This window comes from Sphingobacterium sp. UBA6317, assembly GCF_002440385.1.
In the GTDB taxonomy this organism is placed as follows: Bacteria; Bacteroidota; Bacteroidia; order Sphingobacteriales; family Sphingobacteriaceae; genus Sphingobacterium; species Sphingobacterium multivorum.
In genome coordinates this window covers 72,153-92,649 of sequence record NZ_DJTD01000052.1, presented here as the reverse complement: position 1 = coordinate 92,649, position 20,497 = coordinate 72,153, and the positions used below count along the sequence as shown (strand labels likewise).

General features: G+C 40.8%; 16 protein-coding genes. 10 read left to right on the top strand and 6 right to left on the bottom strand.

The features are described from left to right. Positions 1–59 precede the first annotated feature (59 nt). The 6 genes from B3E92_RS18165 (at position 60) to B3E92_RS18140 (ending at position 7,124) form a co-directional block, all read left to right on the top strand. A complete protein-coding gene (locus B3E92_RS18165; protein WP_286897822.1) occupies positions 60–2,654 on the top strand; it encodes a phosphatidylglycerol lysyltransferase domain-containing protein in 2,595 nt (864 codons plus the stop codon). A 21-nt stretch (positions 2,655–2,675) separates the two neighbouring features. After that, the gene (locus tag B3E92_RS18160) at positions 2,676–3,344 is read left to right on the top strand and encodes an AcvB/VirJ family lysyl-phosphatidylglycerol hydrolase (RefSeq protein ID WP_112375090.1); all 669 of its coding nucleotides are present in this window, start codon (positions 2,676–2,678) and stop codon (positions 3,342–3,344) included. A gap of 171 nt (positions 3,345–3,515) precedes the next feature. Beyond that, positions 3,516–4,556 (top strand): Atu2307/SP_0267 family LLM class monooxygenase, encoded by a 1,041-nt coding sequence (locus B3E92_RS18155; RefSeq protein WP_201639991.1) that lies wholly within the window; start codon positions 3,516–3,518, stop codon positions 4,554–4,556. Positions 4,557–4,627: 71 nt separating this feature from the next. Continuing rightward, positions 4,628–5,209, top strand: a complete 582-nt coding sequence (locus B3E92_RS18150) for a tRNA-(ms[2]io[6]A)-hydroxylase (RefSeq protein ID WP_046673102.1) — start codon at positions 4,628–4,630, stop codon at positions 5,207–5,209. Positions 5,210–5,283: 74 nt separating this feature from the next. Further along, on the top strand, positions 5,284–6,384 hold the full coding sequence (rlmN, locus tag B3E92_RS18145; RefSeq protein WP_376781281.1) for a 23S rRNA (adenine(2503)-C(2))-methyltransferase RlmN: 1,101 nt from the start codon (positions 5,284–5,286) through the stop codon (positions 6,382–6,384). A 41-nt stretch (positions 6,385–6,425) separates the two neighbouring features. After that, the gene (locus tag B3E92_RS18140) at positions 6,426–7,124 is read left to right on the top strand and encodes a ComF family protein (protein WP_112375087.1); all 699 of its coding nucleotides are present in this window, start codon (positions 6,426–6,428) and stop codon (positions 7,122–7,124) included. Positions 7,125–7,254: 130 nt separating this feature from the next. On the opposite strand, the gene B3E92_RS18135 is transcribed toward B3E92_RS18140, so the two are convergent. Further along, the gene (locus B3E92_RS18135; RefSeq protein ID WP_083295776.1) at positions 7,255–7,641 is read right to left on the bottom strand and encodes a VanZ family protein; all 387 of its coding nucleotides are present in this window, start codon (positions 7,639–7,641) and stop codon (positions 7,255–7,257) included. 154 nt (positions 7,642–7,795) lie between these two features. Here B3E92_RS18135 and B3E92_RS18130 point away from each other — a divergent pair, with 154 nt between their 5' ends. The 3 genes from B3E92_RS18130 to B3E92_RS18120 all read left to right on the top strand — a co-directional run bounded on the left by B3E92_RS18130 (position 7,796) and on the right by B3E92_RS18120 (position 12,377). Continuing rightward, a complete protein-coding gene (locus tag B3E92_RS18130) occupies positions 7,796–8,167 on the top strand; it encodes a PadR family transcriptional regulator (RefSeq protein ID WP_046673104.1) in 372 nt (123 codons plus the stop codon). Next, the gene (locus B3E92_RS18125) at positions 8,160–9,830 is read left to right on the top strand and encodes a PspC domain-containing protein (RefSeq protein ID WP_286897821.1); all 1,671 of its coding nucleotides are present in this window, start codon (positions 8,160–8,162) and stop codon (positions 9,828–9,830) included. Before B3E92_RS18130 ends, B3E92_RS18125 begins: the two co-directional genes overlap by 8 nt. Positions 9,831–9,968: 138 nt before the next feature. Beyond that, entirely contained in the window at positions 9,969–12,377 is a 2,409-nt protein-coding gene (locus B3E92_RS18120; RefSeq protein WP_286897819.1) for an outer membrane beta-barrel family protein, read from the top strand. A gap of 83 nt (positions 12,378–12,460) precedes the next feature. Here the strand turns inward: B3E92_RS18120 and B3E92_RS18115 are convergent, their stop codons facing one another. From B3E92_RS18115 to uxaC, 5 genes are all read right to left on the bottom strand, one after another. Next, complete coding sequence (locus B3E92_RS18115; RefSeq protein ID WP_204990872.1) at positions 12,461–14,080, bottom strand: NADP-dependent glyceraldehyde-3-phosphate dehydrogenase; 1,620 nt, start codon at positions 14,078–14,080, stop codon at positions 12,461–12,463. 71 nt (positions 14,081–14,151) lie between these two features. After that, positions 14,152–15,594 (bottom strand): MFS transporter, encoded by a 1,443-nt coding sequence (locus tag B3E92_RS18110; RefSeq protein ID WP_376781282.1) that lies wholly within the window; start codon positions 15,592–15,594, stop codon positions 14,152–14,154. Between the two features lie 115 nt (positions 15,595–15,709). Further along, positions 15,710–16,354, bottom strand: a complete 645-nt coding sequence (locus B3E92_RS18105; RefSeq protein ID WP_070561479.1) for a bifunctional 4-hydroxy-2-oxoglutarate aldolase/2-dehydro-3-deoxy-phosphogluconate aldolase — start codon at positions 16,352–16,354, stop codon at positions 15,710–15,712. Beyond that, positions 16,351–17,376: a sugar kinase gene (locus B3E92_RS18100; RefSeq protein ID WP_286897818.1), complete on the bottom strand. Its 1,026-nt coding sequence runs from the start codon at positions 17,374–17,376 to the stop codon at positions 16,351–16,353. Before B3E92_RS18100 ends, B3E92_RS18105 begins: the two co-directional genes overlap by 4 nt. Before the next feature lie 9 nt (positions 17,377–17,385). Further along, positions 17,386–18,786, bottom strand: a complete 1,401-nt coding sequence (gene uxaC / locus B3E92_RS18095; protein WP_070561475.1) for a glucuronate isomerase — start codon at positions 18,784–18,786, stop codon at positions 17,386–17,388. A gap of 384 nt (positions 18,787–19,170) precedes the next feature. Here uxaC and B3E92_RS18090 point away from each other — a divergent pair, with 384 nt between their 5' ends. Beyond that, a complete protein-coding gene (locus B3E92_RS18090) occupies positions 19,171–20,472 on the top strand; it encodes a UDP-N-acetylmuramoyl-tripeptide--D-alanyl-D-alanine ligase (protein ID WP_112375083.1) in 1,302 nt (433 codons plus the stop codon). Positions 20,473–20,497 lie beyond the last annotated feature (25 nt).

Genomic DNA, 20,497 nt, shown 5'->3' with positions numbered 1-20,497 from the left:
GATTAGCTTTATTTCGTGTTTATACTATATCTCAAGGTTATTCATCATTAAACGATTATATGGCCAAAACTATTGCGCAACGGATTCGACATTTTTCACCAAAGACCTATTGGAAGGAACTAATAGCTGTTTTGGTTATTTTGTTGGCCTTTGTATTTTTTAGAAATGAACGAAAAGAGCTTGCTGCCATCATTCCACATTTGCGTGCGGCCAATCTAACCTGGGTTTTGGTCGGCGTAGGAATTACTCTCGTCTATATTGTACTTCAGGGATTGATGTATGTGCAGAGTTTTAAAGCGATAGGCCTTTCTATTAACCTGAGAATCGCTATTGATCTTTTCCTCAAGCGAAATTTACTCAGTGTGTTTCTGCCTGCGGGTGGGATTAGTTCTTTGGCATATACAACAACGCAGTTGCGAAAAAGAAATTTGAATACGACGCAAATTCATCAAGCAGGGGCGCTGTATGGCTATGTCGGACTACTGACGGTCTTTCTGATCGGAGTACCTGTTATATTGTATACGATTTGGCACAATAAAAATTTTGGTAATGCCTGGATCTCATTGGTGGTTTTGGGGCTGCTTCTGGGTGTCGTATTTTGGCTCGTTTGGTCTTTTAGAACACACAAAGGCGTCTATCGCTGGGTTGAATTAAAATTTCCTGCTGTAGCCTCTAATATCGATGAAATATTCTCAGGAGAGGTCAAGCTAAAATATTTGTTGGGTACCATGCTGGCATCGATGGTCGTTGAATGCTGCGGTATTGCCCATGCTTTTGTAAGTATGTATGCCCTTGGTTTGGACCACTCTTTCGAGGCTGCGGCTATTGCCTATACTGTTTCGGTGGTATTGATGATTGTTTCTCCTTTTCTACGGGGGCTTGGGGCTGTAGAGTTGACTATGCTGTATATTTTTAAAGCGTACGGCTACTCGCAGGCAGAAGGATTGGGCATTACAATTCTCTACCGGGCATTCGAATTTTGGTTACCTTTAGTCCTGGGGCTTCTGGCTTTTGCATGGCGTGGGAAACAATTGCTGGCACGTATTGGCCCAGCGCTGCTTATCTTCTTCTTGGGCATGGTAAATCTCGTATCTGTATTGACGCCTCCTTTGGCCGACCGGATGAAACTTGATCGTTTCTATTTGCCTTTGGAAGCAATTCACGCGTCCAAATTTATGGTGTTAGTGTTAGGCTTAGGGCTGTTGGTGACCTCGGCGTACTTGATCAAAGGTTTCCGAATTGCATTTTGGATCGCCGTGGCGTTTAGCGCCTTGTCGCTTTTTGGGCACGTGTTTAAGGCATTGGACTATGAAGAAGCTTCGGTTGCTTTATTGACCTTGATTTTACTGGCCGTGAGCTATAAGCAATATCGGATCAAGAGTAATATTCGCTGGGTGCGAATCGGGTTTATCACATTTTTTGTTGCTCTCCTAGCCATATGCCTGTTTGACGTATTGAGCTTCTACTTCATTGATAAACAGCATTTCGGTGTCGACTTCACCTGGCGACAATCTATCTATCATACAGCACGAAGCTTCCTCTTGTTTGCTGATGATGAATTGATGCCCCAAACGGCATTTGGACAAGAATTCCTGCGGATTACGCAAGTACTTGGACTATTTTGTTGGCTCCTACTAATCTACGCGTTAGCTCGTCCCCGTCTCCTCGCAGATGAAGACTCCAGCCAATCTGAATTGGAACGTGCAGAACAATTATTGATTGAGTTTGGTCAGTCTCCCATGGATTTCTTTAAATTGGGAAAAGATAAGAGTTTGTTTTTCTCAGAAGTCTCGGAGGGATTTACCGCTTATCGCTTGGCGAATGAATTTGCTATTGTATTGGATGAGCCTGTCTGTGAACAGGGGGATAAGGAAGAGTTGGTCCAGGAATTCGATCAATACTGTTATGCGAATGGTTTAAAGGCCATTTATTACCGTGTTGATGAAAATAGTTTGGTTCATTTTTCATCCCTACGTAAACAGAAGATCACCATTGGACAAGAGGCTGTATTAGAATTGGAAACATTCAAGCTCGAAGGAAAAGAACGTAAGTCATTACGCAATGGACTTAATGCAATTCAAAAAAAGGGTTTTACAACAGAAGTGTTGAAAGCGCCGCAGGAAAAGGCAATTATAGATCAGTTAAGGATAATTTCCAACGAATGGTTAAAAGAATTTGATAAAAAGGAAATGGTTTTTTCGCAAGGGATGTTTGATGAAAATGAGCTTATTTTGCAAGATATCATTGTACTGAAAAATGAGCAGAATACTATCGTAGCCTTTCTGAATATCATCCCCGACTATGCGAAAGATGAGTGCACCTACGATATGATTCGGAAGTCTCTTGATGCACCGGGTGGTAGCATGGATGCATTGATTGTTGAGCTTATTGCGTATGCTAAGGCCAAAAAGTACGTCTATCTAAATTTGGGCATGGTACCGATGACGGGGTTGGGGGCGACAGATAGTCCCGCAGAAAAGATTATGAAATTTGCCTCAACACGATTGGGTAACTTTAAACATTACCATAGCCTGCGCGACTTTAAAGAGAAGTATGCGACATTTTGGGAAAATAAATACCTTATATTTGATAATGATTTTGATCTCATACAACTTCCTGTAGCACTGGTCAAAGTCATGAAACCGAACGAATAGCTTCATGTAGATGCTGTACAGATGAAAAAAATAGCTACCTTATTAATAATTGCTGGCATGGCGTTTCATGCGTTTGCACAACAGCGTTTGATTGACATGAAATATTGGAACAATAAAGCTGCATTACCTTTGGTTCTCTATCTGAGTGGCGATGGTGGATTTAATTCATTCTCTAACAAGCTTTGTGAGCTGATTGCTGGAGTAGGATATACTGTGGCAGCGATCGATTCGAAAACCTATTTCTGGAAGAAGAAAAGCCCGAGTGAGATTGCTGCCGATGTTTCGAATACACTGAAAAACATACTCTTAGCACGGCAAAATATACATCTTTTTGTAGTGGGGTATTCATTTGGCGCAGACGCGGTTCCTTTTATTATTAATCGCCTGGATCCCGTCATTAAGAAGAACCTAAAGAGTGTTGTCCTGCTGGAACCATCTGTGTCAACAGATTTGGAGATCCATATAGCGGATATTTTGGGTCGGAGTAATACAAAACGGAGTCTTGACGTGATCGCGGAAATCAATCGAATGGGTGCAGTCAAAACGGGCGTTATTCTTGGTGATGATGAAGCTGATTTCCCGATACAGAAGATAACACTTAAGAATTTTACAAAAAAATACCTCTCCGGCGGGCATCATTTTAGTGGCAATGCAGACCAGGTCGCGAAGAATACTGTTGCACTCTTTTAGCCGAGGAGCCTAGTATAACTTTGTTGATGGCCAGATCAAGTAAGCGACCAAATAGACAGCTCTTTATTTTTTTGTGATCCAGGGTATGGTGCGGTATCATTTTCTTATCCTAGATCAAATAATTCAGGGAAAGAAGGTGTTACTTTTGAATGACTTATAAAATAGATAAAAATGGAATTAGGAATAGGAATGTTTGGCGACTCGAGGATAGATCCTGTTACAGGTCAAATCCAGGCAGCACAAGATAGAATGAAAGAAATTATTGAAGAGATCAAGCTTATGGATCAAGTAGGATTGGATTTCTTTGGAATAGGGGAGCATCACCGTGCAGATTATGCGGTTGCAGCACCCGAAATTATCTTGGCTGCGGCTTCTACCGTTACCAAAAATATTAAATTGGGCAGTGCAGTTTCGGTATTAAGTTCTGCCGATCCGGTTAAATTATTTCAGGATTTCGCAGCCGTCGATCTTTTATCCGATGGACGTGCTGAGCTCATGGCAGGAAGAGGATCCTTCATTGAATCTTTCCCTTTATTTGGTTATGATCTAAAAGATTATTCCGAGTTGTTTGAGGAAAAACTAGAGCTTTTGCTTCGTCTGAACAAGCAAAATCCAATTACTTGGCGCGGTAATTTTAGAGCACCATTAATCAATCAGGAAGTTTTCCCAAGACCTAAAAATGGATCACTACCGATTTGGGTTGCAGTAGGTGGCACAACATCTTCTGTGATCCGTGCCGGAAAGTTGGGCTTACCGGTTATGTTTGCCATCATCGGCGGGATGTATGAAAGCTTCGATCATTTATTTGACATGTACCGTCAAGCATATGAGGATAATGGGCATGATATGGCTAATTTTCAGGTCGGGGTACATATGCATGCGTTCTTTGGCGATAACAACGCGCAGGTAGCAGACTACTATTATCCGATTTATTCGGCACAGATGGATCGTATCGGTGCAAGTCGTGGATGGCCGCCATACCAACGCACACAATATGACTTCGGAAGATCTTCCAGAGGACACCTTATTGTTGGGGATGCTGCTTATGCCGTAGATAAAATATTGCAAATACAGGAGAAATTTGGATTGACACGCTTCTCTGCACATATGGATGTGGGCGCCCCTGGGCATAAAGAAATGCTGCGTTCTATAGAGATTTTTGGTGAGAAAATAGCACCTGAAATTCGAAAGGCTCTTCATAAAGATGCCTAAAGAGCGATTATCATTTTTTTAACGCTCAGATATTCGCTACCTTTGTGTCGTAAATCATTTTAGAGAGTAAGATGCTTGGATTAAAGTTGTTGACAGATCCGCGATGGGCAAACATTGCAGAAGGAAATTTAGAAGAGATTTTGACAGATCATGCCTGGTGTGAACAAAAGGCTGCTTCAAATGCCATATCCTTAATTACCAACAACTCAGAACACGAAGATTTGGTGCATGAGCTGACAGCAATCGCAATCGAAGAAATGGAACATTTTAAGATGGTTATTGATATCATCAAAGAACGTGGTTATACCTTGGGTCGTGAACGAAAAGATGATTATGTCGGTCAATTGATGAAATTCTCTAAAAAAGACGGCAGTAGAAATATGGCTTTTATTGACCGTTTATTGTTTGCGGCGATGATCGAAGCCCGTAGCTGCGAACGTTTTAGAGTACTTTCACAAAATATTCAAGATAAAGATCTTGCGAAGTTTTACTATGATTTAATGGTGTCTGAGGCAAATCATTATACCACATTTTTAAATTTTGCACGCAAATATTCCGTAGACGTCGACGTAGAAAAGCGTTGGAAGGAGTGGTTGGAATTTGAAGGGAAGCTAATTCAGTCGTACGGAAGTAAGGAAGCCATTCATGGCTAATTGAACCTCGCTCCTACCTATTTTAAAACACATACATAACAGTTGTCCCGTTCTATTTCTTAGAACGGGATTTTTTGTCACTTATTTATTCTTATCTTTGTACCGTGATTGAAAAAAGTAAAATAATAGATATCAGGAGTTTGTCTTTGGATCAGATCAAAGATCAACTTACCGCGTTGGGGGAGCAGGGCTTTCGTGCGAAGCAGATTTATGAATGGATTTGGGTGAAATCTTGCGTAGATTTTGATCAGATGAGTAATTTGAGTAAGCCCCTTCGTGAGAAGCTGAAAGCGAATTTTACGATCAATGCAGTTACAGTCAAAGAATCTCAGATCAGTTCAGATAAAACAATTAAAAGTAGTTTTTGGCTCTATGACAACAACATCATTGAAGGGGTGTTAATACCTGCTCCGGAACGAATGACCGCTTGTGTCAGCTCACAGGTGGGCTGTAGCTTAACCTGTAAGTTCTGTGCAACAGGTTATATGGACCGTAAACGTAACCTCAATGCCGATGAGATCTATGATCAAGTCGTTCTTATCAGCAAGCAAGCCGAAGAGCACTATGGGCAGCCACTGACAAATATCGTTTATATGGGGATGGGCGAGCCCTTGTTGAATTATGCCAATATGATGAAGTCTGTTGAGCGCATTACAGCGCCGGATGGATTGAATATGGCCGCCAAGCGGATCACGGTGTCCACAGCGGGTATCGCAAAAATGATTAAGAAATTGGGTGATGATCAGGTACGTTTTAACCTAGCACTTTCTTTGCATGCGGCAAATGACAAAAAACGGAATGAAATTATGCCTATCAATGAGCAGAACTCACTAAAGGCACTGGCCGAAGCACTCAAATATTTTTATGCGAAAACAAAGAACCCCATTACATTTGAATATATTGTCTTTAACAATTTCAATGATGAGCTGGAGGATGCAAAAGAACTGGCCAAGTTCTGTAAACACGTTCCTTGTAAGGTCAACCTGATTGAATACAACCCTATCGCATTGGCCGATTTCCTGAATGCTGAAGCAGATAAAATCGAGGTATTTGCAAATTATTTAAAAAGCCAAGGTATCATCACGAATGTGAGACGTAGCCGTGGTAAAGATATCGATGCAGCCTGCGGACAGTTAGCAATCAAGGATAAGGAAAAAGAGGAATCCGAAGCATAATCTGAAGGATAGTTCCTATCTTTAATAGGGGAATTAACCAGATGAAATCCGAATTAAATAAGGTGTTTAGCGATTTTATAGCCATATTTTTTCCAAGGGAATGTGGCTGTTGCGGCTGTGTGCTAAAATATCAGGAAAAGTTTGTCTGTACAGCATGCGATTTCCATTTACCCTATACTAACTTTCACGAATATTCGGATAATGATACCGCACGACAGCTCTGGGGGAAAGCTCCGGTGGAAGAGGCCTGTTCATTCTTATTATTGCAAAAGGATAGTCGCGTAGAGCGCCTCATTTATCAGATTAAATACAACAACCAACCTTTTCTTGCAGAATATTTTGGTTATCTATACGGCTTAAAATTAATCAAAACAAAGGCCTATCAGGATATCAATTGTATTGTTCCTGTGCCATTGCACCGTAGCAAATTCCGAAAAAGAGGCTACAACCAATCCACTTACTTCGGAAGAGGGTTGTCCAGAGCAATGGGAATCCCCTTGCGGGAAGATATTTTAGTCAGGAAGAAAGCGACAATGAGCCAAACGGGTAAGGGGCGGATCGACCGGTACGACAATGTAAGTGATATTTTCGATTACAAAGGCACTATGTTGCCGGCTAACGTACATATCCTTGTGGTTGACGATGTATTGACCACGGGAGCAACGGTTGTTTCAGCAGCATTGACACTCTTAGATGCAGTTGATTGCAGGGTATCTGTTGCTACGCTGGCAAGAGCCTAGTTCGAAAGTCTATCCCATAACTTATATCCTTCTCCGTCCGGATAAAGCGAATTCAATAATTACGGTAACCACTATTACGAGCAGGCCATGCCTTCAATAGTAATGACCAGGTCAAAACGAATTCAACACGTTATTTGCGACGTCGGTTGACATAGTTTAGGAGATAGGCAAATCCTGCCATGCCGATTCCGATGCTGTCTGCAAATAAATCCCACCAGTCACCGCTGCGATACGTAAAAATATAAAGCTGAAGTAACTCTGTCAGTCCTGCAAATAAAAAACCAAGGATGGAAACGACAAAGATTGGAAGCCAACGGGTCGGTTTACCGTGGAATTGCTGGATTACACCGTTGTATAGCAATGTACAGAAAACAAAGAACATCCCACAATGGACTAATTTATCCATACCTGGATAGGCGGGAACTGCATCAAAATTATTGCCCGGGAGGGTGCATAAAACAATAACTATTATGGCCCAAATAAAACACCACTTATAGTCTAATAAGATTTTAATCATGGCGATAAATATCCAAAAATTTCCTGATAGAAATAAAAATATTATTTATTTAAAAATTATTTCACTGTAAATCAGTTGTTTAGTTATGTTGTTTTGTTTTATATGGTACTATGTATTGCATGGTACCATAAAATACATATATCTTTGTATTGTTATGATAGCTGAAAATACACAAATCCAAATGAGGAAGGGGATACTTGAATATTGTATCCTATCCATAATTTCTCGAGGAGAAATTTATGCCTCCGATATTATCAGCGAACTGAAGAAAGCTCAATTATTGGTTGTGGAAGGAACCTTATATCCGCTTCTAACACGTCTAAAAAACAATGGACTGTTAAGCTATATATGGAAGGAGTCAACTTCAGGTCCGCCTAGAAAATATTATGAAATTACCCAAGAAGGGTTAGAAGTCCTTTCGCGACTAGATGTTACCTGGAATGAGCTCGTGTTTGCTGTAAACACGTCATTGGTGGGTAGAAACAATGATTCAACTAAACCAGTTAAAGATAATAACGATGAATAAGACAATAATTATCAACATAAATAGTATCGTCTTCCATATTGAAGAGGATGCTTATGAGGTGCTTCGCTCCTACATGATTGATATAAAGAAGCACTTTGGACAATCGGAAGATAGTAAGGAGATTTTGGAGGACATCGAAAATCGTATTTCTGAAATGTTTACCGAGAAGATTCAGGCTGGCAGCAAAGAAGTTCTGAATATGGACGATGTTAATGCCGTTATCGAGCAAATGGGGAGCGTCAGCGATTTCGAGTCTGAGGATCAGGATGGTTATGCGTCTTTTCAGCGCCAGCCAAATGCAGATGGTTTTAAAGTAGGGAAGAAGCTGATGCGCGATCACGATGACAAAGTTTTCAGTGGAGTATGTAGTGGATTGGGGCACTTTTTTGGTATTGAGGCGAAATGGGTACGCTTACTCTTTGCTTTATTTGTTGTGATCGGTGGATCGGGCGTATTGGTCTATGTTATCCTATGGATCGTAATGCCGCTCGCTGTAACCCGTGCAGATAAGATGGAAATGCGTGGTGAAGCACCGAATATTCAGAACTTCAAACGTTCTTTTGATGAAGAAATGAGCGGGGTAAGGGACTCGTTCTCGAGGGGAATGGACCGCACCGGAGATGGTGTTGCTAAATTATTGCAGGTCTTTGTGAAAGTTATCGGCGTATTCTTTGTTATTATCGTCGGGTTAACGCTCATCGGATTGATCATTGGACTTATCTTCTTTGCACTGGCTATTGTGAACGTAATTCCTGACGTCATGGACGATTCTGGTCCTTTCTACCTCATGAATCCGAGCGATGTACCTTTCGCTTTGATCGCGGGTTTCTTGGCCATTTTTATCCCTTTCGCCGGCTTGTTCTATTTGCTTCTCCGTGTTCTCTTCGAGAAAAAACCAATGAACAACTATTTGACAACCACCTTGTTTTTAGTCTGGTTGGCATCGATAGGCGGTATCATCTACTACGCTACATCGGTAGCAAAGGAATTCAAAGAGTCTAGTACGATTGTTGAAGAGAAGCCACTGCAAAAACAAGCTGTTTATTACTTAAATGAAAATGATATTCGGGTAATCCGCTTAAAAAATGGCGTAAAAAGCGGTTTGGGGATCAGGAATGAAAACCTTTCGACCTATCTGCGACGTAATATTCGTATCCGTGTCGAACGTATCGACTCCCTACAGGAACCTTATGTACGGTATGAGTATTCGGCTAAAGGAAATTCTTATAAAGTTGCAACAGACAGAGCGGGTAAAATTAATTATGCGTTGAGACAAGATAGTACGTCATTAACATTTGACAACGCGTTTCAATTGAATGAAGGCGAACTTTATCGGGATCAAGAAGTTAATATTACTTTATTCCTGCCTGTGGGCACAAAATTGGTCATTAATGCTCGTCTGGAAGATAAATTAAGAGATATATCATTCTACGAGTGCAGAGATCGCTATAAGGAAGATTTAAATGATGTAAAAGACGTCGAGTTTGTGGTCACATCACTCGGGTTGAAATGTGCCTTGCCGCCCGAAAAGCCAGATGACAGTGAAGAAACAGATACCGAGAGGAATGAGGTAGTTGCACATGATACGTCTGTTGTCATCCGTCGGGATACCATTATTAATCTCAAAAAAGATGGTGTTACCATAGAGACAAAAAAGAAATAACATAAACCAAGTCTTCCGCCTTCAGGCGGAAGACAAATTATTACCGCTATAACCAATCGAAAATCAGTACTGACCTTCGTGTTATAAGCCTATTTAATACCATTAAAAGTAAATGCTATTACACCTATTTATAAACGAATGAAAAGATATTTTTACCTCTTACTCTTAAATTTTTTAATTACTTCATTTGCCTATGCGCAAGTGAAAGTTACAGGCAAAGTACATGTGGAAAATAATGTGCCTTTGGCCTCGGCAACTGCTTATCTGATGAAGGCAAAGACGACTGTCATTCTGAAAGCCGTTGTTACTGATGAAAATGGAGAATACCAATTTTCGGATATACAAGCTGGAAGTTATTATGTCGAGGCGAAAATGGTCGGGTATACCACCAATAAGAGCAATGTTTTTGATATCAGCAAATCAGACCACAAGGTCCCGGCGATCCTGCTGAACACGGATACACGAAAATTGCAAGAGGTCGCCGTAGAGGGTAAGCGGCCGATGGTTGAAAGCAAGCCTGGTAAACTGGTTTTAAATGTGGAAAATTCGCCTTTGGCCGCAGGGAATAATGCCTTAGATATTGTACAGCGGGCTCCTGGAGTGAGTTTAGATAACAATAATAACCTACAGTTGATGGGGCAATCTGGTGTATCCGTGACCATTGATGGTCGGCAGACCTATATGTCCGGTGAACAGTTGGTGAATTTTTTGAAGAGTACGGATGGCAATCAGATTAAGTCCGTCGAAGTGATTACTACGCGTGCAGCAAAAGATGACGCTGAGGGGGCAGTGGGTACAATTAATATTGTACTCAAAAAAAATCGGATGGAAGGTTTTAACGGAACCTTTAACATGACGGCAGGGAGGGGAGAAAAATTCAGAGGGAATAGCTCCTTATCCTTAAACTATAAGAAGAACAATACGACAGTATTTGGATCGTATGCGTATTCGGATGAGAAAAGCCACCGGAAGCTTCTGCTTGATCGTGTTATTCAGAATAAAGGTGAAAAGACCTATTTTAAACAAAGGTCGATATTGGACGAAAAGGAACAGAACCATTCCTATCGCTTCGGTGTTGAGCAAAGGACATCGGCCAGAAACACCTTAACCCTGCAGTTTAATGGATCGAATAATATCGAATACAACGATAACGATAGTAAAACCAATGTAGGAAAGTCTTTTACAACATTGGATTCGCTTTTGATTTCAACATCGCAATTCAAAGAATTATTTGATCGTTACTCCGCTAATTTAAACAATGAGTTTAGAATTGATTCGAATGGCAGAAAACTTACCCTTGACCTGGATTGGAGTAAATTCAAAAGCAGCAAACGCGTAGGTTATAATAACCAATATTTTGATGGTCAGATGGATGCGATTACGCCCGAAGAGATCCAACGCAGTAGAATGCCTATCGGAATCGATATCTATGTCGCCAAACTGGATTATGAACAACCGTTATCGAAGGTCTCCAAGCTTGAGATGGGGGCTAAATATTCTAACGTTACGTCGGATAACGATTTAACCTTTGAAGACTTTTTGAACAATTCCTGGATTAATAATGAAAAGCGTACGAATCATTTTGTGTATAAGGAGCAGATCGCCGCTGGATATATAGACTATAATAATACCATAGGGAAATGGGGCCTGAAGGTCGGCGCGAGGGGAGAATATACATTTTCTGACGGGAACTCGTTGACCTTAAATAAGCAAGTGAAACGGAATTACTTTAAACTTTTTCCGAATGCAAATCTGACGTATACACTCCATGAGAATCATATCCTTTCCTTAGGTTACGCAAGGAAGATCACGCGTCCTAATTACCGACAGTTGAATCCTTTTGATTATTTTATTGATAAACTAACCTTTGAACGTGGTAATCCTTATCTGAATCCGCAATTTTCCAATGAATTCACCCTAAACTATACCTTGATGCAACGTTATAATGTGACATTGGGTATTAACGATGTGCGGGATGCGATTGTAGAGAGCATGGGGCAAGATTCGGTGCTAAAACAAACGTGGGTTATACGTGAAAATTTAGGTAAAAATTTGACGGCTTATCTGAATCTGAACATCCCGGTTACGGTATCCAAGATTTGGAGCATGAATAACAATATTACAGGCATCCACTTTAACTTTGATGGCATGGTGAGTGGTTATCCGCTGAAAAGGACCTCCTTTCTTTTGCAGGCTACATCGATGCACAATTTAAAACTGGCGAAAAGTCTGTCCGCTAATGTCAATTTGAGGTATTTCTCGCCGTTCAACTATAATGTATACGATATGAAGGCCCGTTGGGATATGGAGGTAGGAGCGACCAAGACATTTAAAGATCAACGTAGTTCGTTGAAGCTGGCGGTGAGCGACTTGTTTAATACAGGGAATCAGAATCTGAAAACCAATTTCGGCGATTTTGACTCCAGTATCAGGCAATACCAAGATCGTCGCGTGGTTCGATTGACCTATTCGTATAAATTCGGAAATTTAAAAAACAACTATCGTAAGAAAGATACAAGTAATGAGGAGAAAGAAAGAGCGCTATAGGCCCTTGAATTTTCTAAAAAAAGCGACACCGCGAGATGATCTAAAATCATCCTGCGGTGTCGCTTTTTTTAGAGATAATGCTATTAGAAAATGTATTTGGTACTTAAAAAGTTCGATTCATTTTCACTAACAATGTCATTCAACAATTTCTTGTTTTCATCGGTGAACTTTGCCGCGACCAGCGATCGTATCGAGAATGAACGCAAAGCATCCACAACGGATAATGTTCCCTCAGCGCTATCTTTTCTTCCGGTGAAAGGGAAGGTATCTGGACCACGTTGACATTGGCAGTTGATATTGACACGACTTACCTGATTGACCAATGGATCGATTAAAGACGACACAACAGCCGCATTGTTACTAAAGATACTGACCTGTTGTCCATGCGAAGAGCCGATCAGGTACTCGATAGGTTCCTCAAGGTCATCAAATGGCACAACAGGGATAACTGGACCAAATTGTTCCTCTCTGTAAAGTTTCATTTGAGAATTGACCGGATAAACGATCGCTGGGTAGAAGAAAGATTCTGCTACTTGTCCACCATTTTCGTTAATCACCTTTGCACCATACGCTTTTGCATCTTCGATACATTCCGTCAGATAAGCTGGTTTGTTAACCTCTGGAAGAGGTGTCAAAGACACGCCTTTTTCCCAAGGCATACCATACTTTAGTTTAGCAACTTCCGCAGAAAGACGTTTTAGGAACTCTTGTGCCAAGCTGCGGTGTACATAGATAATTTTAAGTGCGGTACAGCGTTGGCCATTGAATGAAAGAGAACCCAGTACGGTTTCAGAAACAGCAAGATTTAAATCGGCATCCTTCGTGATGATTGCCGCATTTTTTGCGTCAAGACCAAGAATTGCGCGTAGACGGTTAACTTTAGGATGTAATTTCTTAAGTTCGTCAGCAACACGGCTTGAACCGATCAACGTCAACACATTGATCTTTCCAGACTGCATAAGACTTGGAACGATCTTGTTTCCACGACCATAAATTGTATTGACAACGCCTTTCGGGAAGCTTGTTTTGAAAGCCTCTAATAAAGGGTAATGTAATAATGTACCATGTTTAGGTGGTTTGAACAACATCGTGTTCCCCATGATCAAAGCAGGGATCAACGTTGTGAAGGTTTCATTCAATGGATAGTTGAATGGTCCCATACATAAAACAACTCCTAGTGGAGATCTTCTGATTTGGGCTATAATACCTTGTTCGATCTGAAAACGGGAAGAATCGCGGTCAATATCTTTCAATGCGTCGATCGTTGCGTAGATATACTCTACCGTACGGTCAAACTCCTTAACAGAGTCAGCATAGGATTTGCCAATTTCCCACATAATAAGCTTGACAACAATGTCCTTCTTGGCAATCATCTTTTGTGTGAAATTTTCAACACAAGTAATACGATCGGCAACGCTCATTGTCGGCCATTCTCCACGGCCATTGTCGTATGCTTTTACAGCAGCTTCCAAGGCTTCCATGGACTCTTTTTCAGTACAAACAGGGAAACTACCGATGCGCTTACGTTTCAAGCCGTCCTTAGTCTTTACACAGATAGGTGAAAATACTTCGTTTACTTGACCCGTCCAAGAAATCATTTCTCCATTGGAAAGGAACTCTCTTTGATCGACCTGTTCGTCTAGCGTAAATTCTGCGGGTATGTCTTTCTCCTCGTAGAAGATACCTTCTAAGTTTAAGCTCATTGTTTTTAAAAGTGGTTTAGATTGATATTTATAAAGATATTGCTAATATACTGTAAATATTACAATATTTGTTAATTTCTTATTAAAATAAGTTTAGGTACTAGTGTTTTCATTACAATCCATGCAATTAAATATGCGATTGAACAGAACGAAAAAATAATAAAATATCCCGCTTCTTCTCCCTTGAAACCCATAAAGACAAGTTGAGTCTCTTTGGCATAGTCGAATAGCCAGCCCGAAGTTTTATTGATAATAAAGGCTCCTACACCGCCCGCAAGCCCGCCGATTCCTGTAACAGTGGCAATGGCACGTTTTGGAAAAGAATCGCCAATAGTGGAAAAAATATTGGCCGACCACGATTGATGTGCCGCACCTGCAAAACCAATTAAAATAACGGGGATCCAATAGGAAATATGCCCCAAGGGTTGTGCAAAGAGTACGACCAACGGGACGAAAGCAAACAGCAACATAGCTTTCATTCGACCTTCATAGGCATTCATTCCCTTTTTCTCCACAAAATACGTCGGCAACCAGCCGCCGTAAATTGACAGCATGGTGATCGCATATAAAACAAATATGGCCAATTGCCCTTCTGTATCAGAAGACTTTATGTCGTAAACGGCTGATAGATAGGCTGGCATCCAGAATAAGAAGAACCACCAGACGCCGTCGGTCATGAATTTTCCGAAGACAAAAGCCCAGGTTTGTTTGTACTTAAGGCATTCTGCTATGGTGGTCTTGGGCTGTTTTGTTACGCTAGACTGCTCCGTTTGATGTTCATGATCATCTTGGTGAATGTAAGCCAATTCAGCCGCATTTACTTTTGGATTTTCGTGCGGTTTTTTATAAAGAAAGATCCAGAAACCCATCCAGACAAATCCAAGGGCACCTATAATGATGAAAGACATCTCCCACCCCCAATGTGCGGCGATAACTGGTATCGTCAGCGGTGCTGCTAGGGCGCCAATGGTCGCTCCAGAATTGAAGATACTCGTCGCTAAAGCACGATCTTTCTTTGGAAAATACTCTGCGGTCGCTTTAATGGCAGCTGGGAAATTTCCAGCTTCACCGACAGCCAATACAAACCGGGCGAAAATAAATAAGTTTACACTAACGCTGATGATTAAACCGGCATTGTTCATATGAGAAATGGCTTCTTTTGCGTCTTCAAATCCAACAAACCACTCGCCAGCGACAATTCCTGAGGTTGCAATACCACAAAAAGCATGTAATATGGCACCAATGGACCAAACAGCAATCGCCCATAGAAAACCTTTTTTTGTATCCATCCAATCGACAAAACGTCCGGCGAAAAGCATGCTGATGGCGTAAAAAATAGAAAATAAAGCGGTAATGTTCCCATAGTCCGTATTGGTCCAGTGGAATTCGGGACTGATAAAATCTTTCCAGGTTAAGGATAATACCTGGCGATCCAAGTAATTGATTGTGGTAGCAAAAAATAGGAGGGCACAGATTACCCAACGGTAATTACCCTTTTTCTCTGTATTAATCATAATGGGTTTAATTGTTTATTTTTCTTGAACCTATCGCTTCAAATGACGAATAATGAACGCTGTATGCCTTCCTTTTACGATGCTCGTGGAAGGCATACAAGCAATTTTATTGTTTTTAACGTGCTTTTGAGACAAGATCAAGTGCTTTTTGTGTATTTTCGAATAAATTGCTGGTGTCCTTTGGATCAATCAGTTTACTGCCCATACCTACCGCACATACACCTGATCTGAACCATGCTTTTAGATTTTCTATTTCGATGTCTACACCCCCCGTTGGTATAAAGTTCTGACCTTTAAAAAGATCCCGAATAGATGACATAAATGCTGGTCCCAAAATATTTGCAGGGAATAATTTTATCAATGCGGCCTGTTGCTGTTGAGCCGTGTAGATTTCGGTCGGTGTCATGCAGCCCGGAATCCACAACTTATGGTGCTCATGTACAAGCGAGCCAACCAAAGGATTCACTAAGGGTGCCACAATAAAATCAGCACCGGCCTGGAGAAACTGTTGTGCATCGTCCACCGATTTGATGGTGCCAATACCCAAGTAGAGGTCTGGCATCTCAAGGTCCCTCGTTGCAACAAGGCGCTCAAAAACAGCCAACGCCTCGGGGCCACGATTTGTAAATTCAAAAACGCGTACACCCGCTCGGTATAATGTTCGTAGAATATCGATACTTTCTTCCTGATCATGATGGAAGAATAAAGGAAGTGTTCCTTGTTCGATAATTTTATTTAATACAATCTCTTTTAAATTCATGTTGTTAATCTCTTTTTAATATCGTCCACTGTACTTGTTGTTGCATCGCTGGCGATAAAAAGTTTATCGAATGCCGCGCTTGTTGCAAATTCCAACGTCTCCTGCGGCGAAAGGTTGGAATACAATCCATAAATCAGACCCGCCATAAAGCAGTCGCCACTTCCTACTTTATCCAAAATCTCTTCCGCTATATAGGTTGTGGATTTAATCAAACGATCTTTATCAAATAATGTGCTGTAGTATTCTATCCCTTTGATATGGTGGTCAAAACGGAAGGTATTGGCGACATACTGGCACATGGGGTTGGAAGCAATGATTTCTCGGCTTGTCCGATCTGCTTGCGCGAGTAACTCTTCTTCGGTGTATCCTGACGTGTGTGTTAAGAATTGTTCGTCAAGCGGTGTACCCAGCATCTGATGCGCGGCCCATATATTGCCCATAATTAAATTGCAATATTGGGCAATTTCGGGCATAATTTCTTTCGGTGCCTTTCCATACTTCCAGAGTTTAGCGCGGTAATTAAGGTCCAATGATACAAAGATTGCCTTCTCTTGTGCTTTTTTTACCGCCTCCAGGCATAGGTCTGCTATATCTTGGCTAATTGCAGGACAGATAGCTGAAAAATGAAACCATTTGACATCCTTCAAGGCTTTGTCCCAATCAATACTGCCGACTTTGAGGCTTGCAAAAGATGAATTGGCGCGATCGTAGATAACCCCCGCATTTTTTAGATCTTTACCTTTGGGGAGATAGTAAATGCCCAAGCGCTCTCCGCCCCATTGCATCGCCGATGTGTCTATGTTTCTACGTTTCAAATAGACATCTATACCTTCACAAATGGCATTTTGCGGTATCGCAGATAAGTAGGATGATGGCACGTTCCATAGGGCCAAAGCTGTAGCGACATTTAATTCTGCTCCTCCAACGTAGAAAGGCAATTGGTGCTGTTCAATCCAATTGTCTTCAATATCCGGACAGATCCGTAACAGCAATTCCCCAAAGCTTAAAACTTTACCCTGCATGTTCATTTATTAAAATTCAAAATATTCTTTTGCGTTATTGTAGCTGATATCCTGTATGATTTTCCCGACCCATTCGATATCATTTGGTATTTCTCCTTTTTCGATGTCCTGTCCAAAGATGTCACAGACCAATCTTCTGAAGTATTCATGTCTTGGAAAAGAAAGAAAACTTCTGGAATCGGTCAACATGCCTACAAGACGACTTAACAAACCCATATTCGACAAGGTATTAATCTGTTTTGTCATTCCGTCTTTTTGGTCCAAAAACCACCAAGCTGAACCAAACTGAATTTTTCCTTTGATAGAACCATCATTGAAATTCCCAATCATTGTCGCAATAAGTTCATTGTCGGCTGGATTGAGATTATAGATAATTGTCTTGGTTAGTTTATCTTGGTTATCTAATTTATTCAAAAACTTTGATAATGCACGTCCCTGACTAAAATCCCCAATGGAGTCCCAGCCTGTATCAGGACCGATCAAGCGATGCATGCGGGAGTTATTGTTACGTAAAGCGCCCAAATGGTATTGTTGCACCCAGCCTTTTTCATGATCCCATTCTGCAAAATAGACTAACATGGCCGATTTAAACTTCAGGCTCTCATCAAAAGTTATTTCTTTGCCTGCACGAATTTTATCAAAGATGAATGCGATTTCAGTTTCGGTGTAATCTTCAGCATAGATCTGTTCCAAACCATGATCTGAGACTTTACAGCCGTTGGTCGCAAAGAAGTCGTGCCTTGCCTTCAAGGCCTTGAGGTAGTCGCTTAAACTGCTTATCTGCATATTGCTGACTTCTTCAAGCTTATTGATGTATTGGTTCAATGCAGGCAGGTCATCGCAATTCATTGCTTTATCCGGACGAAATGCCGGAAGCATTTTAAATGATTCACGCTCTTTCGCAAACTGCTGATGAAATTCCAGACTATCGATTGGGTCGTCTGTTGTGCAAACGACTTCAACATGCATCATCTTGAGTAGTCCGCGGACAGAATGACTATCTTGTTGCAGTAAAGCACTGGTATCTGCATAGATCTTGGCCGCGGTTTTTGGAGACAATACATCTGTTATGCCAAAATAGCGTTGTAATTCAAGGTGTGTCCAATGGTGTAGTGGATTACGCAAGGTATAAGGGACAGTTTCTGCCCATTTGATGAATTTTTCTTCATCTGAAGCGTCTCCGGTCACATAATGTTCGTTGACACCGTTGGCACGCATGGCCCTCCATTTGTAATGATCACCATGTAACCAAACCTGACTAATATTATCAAACTTGACATTATTTGCAATCTGTTCCGGGATTAGGTGATTATGGTAATCAATAATCGGCAGATGTTTTGAATAATTATGGTACAGCTCTTCAGCCGTTTTTGTGTTCAATAAAAAGTTGTCGTCTAAAAAAGTTTTCATACAATGTATTGATTTGTAGGTTCATCTGTTTTCTATCCTCTTTTGCTTGTCAAACTTTTTATTGCTGAAGTAATCGGACATAAAAAATGCAAAAAGGGGTGAAAGTACGGTCGCCTGAATTTCCCAAACTGTTTAAATGGTCAATGAAATTACCAATATTCAGGTCATACTTAAAGGAAATTCAATAAAATAAATGCGCAAACGTTATCGGTAGCGTTTAAGGCAATCGGGTTATACCGCATTTTCTACGTTTTCTAAGCACGTTTTCGCTATCGCAGATTGCTTGAAATTTTGAATAAGTCCCGAATAATATGATCTGCTAAAGCGTAATTGTATTGCATATAAAAAGCAATTTCTCTAAGTTTGTTCAACAAATTGCTCAACATGGATATCCAATCACTTTATCAGATTTATAAACAGTATCCGAATATTACAACAGATACACGTAAAATTGAAAAAGATAGTCTATTTTTCGCCTTAAAAGGGGCCAATTTCAATGGGAATACTTTCGCCGAGAAAGCGCTTGAAATGGGTGCTAAATACGTTGTTATTGATGACGAGACCTACCGAAAAGGAGAAGCGTATATTCTTGTTGATGATGTTTTAAAAACATTACAGCAACTAGCGAATTACCACAGACAGCAATTGGATATTCCAGTTATTGGAGTGACGGGAACCAATGGAAAAACCACGACAAAGGAATTGTTGTACGCTGTTGTTTCGCAGAAATACAAGGCCTATGCAACAAAAGGAAATTTGAATAATCATATTGGTGTTCCATTGACATTATTGGCCATAGATAATTCTGTTGAGCTAGCAATCATCGAAATGGGGGCAAATCATTTGGAAGAAATTGCTTTTTTGTGTGGGATTGCCGAACCGACACATGGTTTGATTTCTAACGTTGGCAAAGCACATCTAGAAGGTTTTGGATCTTTTGAAGGAGTAAAGAAAACCAAGGGCGAGCTGTACGATTGGCTGCAGGACCATCAAGGGGTATTATTTTTGCAGGCAGATAACCCACATCTTAAAGAGATGGCTTCCGCCCGCAAGATAGCCAACATTGTCACTTATGGTTTTTCGGAAGGTAATGATGTGATTGGAAAGCTTCTTAGGGCAAATCCCCTTTTGCAAATTGAATGGCACAAGAAAGGCACGGCCGAATCTTATGTTGTCGATACCCATTTAACAGGATCTTATAATACCGAAAACTTTCTTGCAGCTATTGCAGTAGGTTTGCATTTTGGCGTTTCTTCTGCGTCAATCAATCGGGGTATTGAAGGATATACCCCTACGAACAATCGTTCGCAGGTTATGAAAACTGCCCACAATACGCTAATCTGCGATTATTATAATGCAAATGCAACAAGCATGGCTGCTGCATTGGATAATATTCGGATTATTGAAGCGGATAAGAAGGCTATTGTATTGGGTGATATGTTTGAATTGGGGACAGAATCATTTGAAGAACATAAAAAAATTGTCGAGAACGTAAGAGCTATTCCTGCAGATCGCAAAATTTTTGTAGGAAAAGAATTTTTCGCACATCGTTATGAAGGTGGAGCATTTTATGAAACTACTGCCGAAGCAAAACAGGCAATCAGCGGAAATCCTATTGTGGACAGCACGGTCTTATTGAAAGCGTCAAGGGGTATGGCCTTTGAAAATCTGGTCGAACTACTGTAGCCTTTTTAGCTTTATGCTATGCACA

Coding starts and splice junctions, on each gene's coding strand:
- B3E92_RS18130 (WP_046673104.1), top strand. CDS start 7,796: ATGATAGCTGAAAATACACAAATCCAAATGAGGAAGGGGATACTTGAA.
- B3E92_RS18135 (WP_083295776.1), bottom strand. CDS start 7,641: ATGATTAAAATCTTATTAGACTATAAGTGGTGTTTTATTTGGGCCATA.
- B3E92_RS18120 (WP_286897819.1), top strand. CDS start 9,969: ATGAAAAGATATTTTTACCTCTTACTCTTAAATTTTTTAATTACTTCA.
- B3E92_RS18125 (WP_286897821.1), top strand. CDS start 8,160: ATGAATAAGACAATAATTATCAACATAAATAGTATCGTCTTCCATATT.
- B3E92_RS18105 (WP_070561479.1), bottom strand. CDS start 16,354: ATGAATTTAAAAGAGATTGTATTAAATAAAATTATCGAACAAGGAACA.
- B3E92_RS18160 (WP_112375090.1), top strand. CDS start 2,676: ATGAAAAAAATAGCTACCTTATTAATAATTGCTGGCATGGCGTTTCAT.
- B3E92_RS18165 (WP_286897822.1), top strand. CDS start 60: ATGGCCAAAACTATTGCGCAACGGATTCGACATTTTTCACCAAAGACC.
- B3E92_RS18115 (WP_204990872.1), bottom strand. CDS start 14,080: ATGAGCTTAAACTTAGAAGGTATCTTCTACGAGGAGAAAGACATACCC.
- B3E92_RS18140 (WP_112375087.1), top strand. CDS start 6,426: ATGAAATCCGAATTAAATAAGGTGTTTAGCGATTTTATAGCCATATTT.
- uxaC (WP_070561475.1), bottom strand. CDS start 18,786: ATGAAAACTTTTTTAGACGACAACTTTTTATTGAACACAAAAACGGCT.
- B3E92_RS18090 (WP_112375083.1), top strand. CDS start 19,171: ATGGATATCCAATCACTTTATCAGATTTATAAACAGTATCCGAATATT.
- B3E92_RS18100 (WP_286897818.1), bottom strand. CDS start 17,376: ATGCAGGGTAAAGTTTTAAGCTTTGGGGAATTGCTGTTACGGATCTGT.
- B3E92_RS18155 (WP_201639991.1), top strand. CDS start 3,516: ATGGAATTAGGAATAGGAATGTTTGGCGACTCGAGGATAGATCCTGTT.
- B3E92_RS18110 (WP_376781282.1), bottom strand. CDS start 15,594: ATGATTAATACAGAGAAAAAGGGTAATTACCGTTGGGTAATCTGTGCC.
- B3E92_RS18150 (WP_046673102.1), top strand. CDS start 4,628: ATGCTTGGATTAAAGTTGTTGACAGATCCGCGATGGGCAAACATTGCA.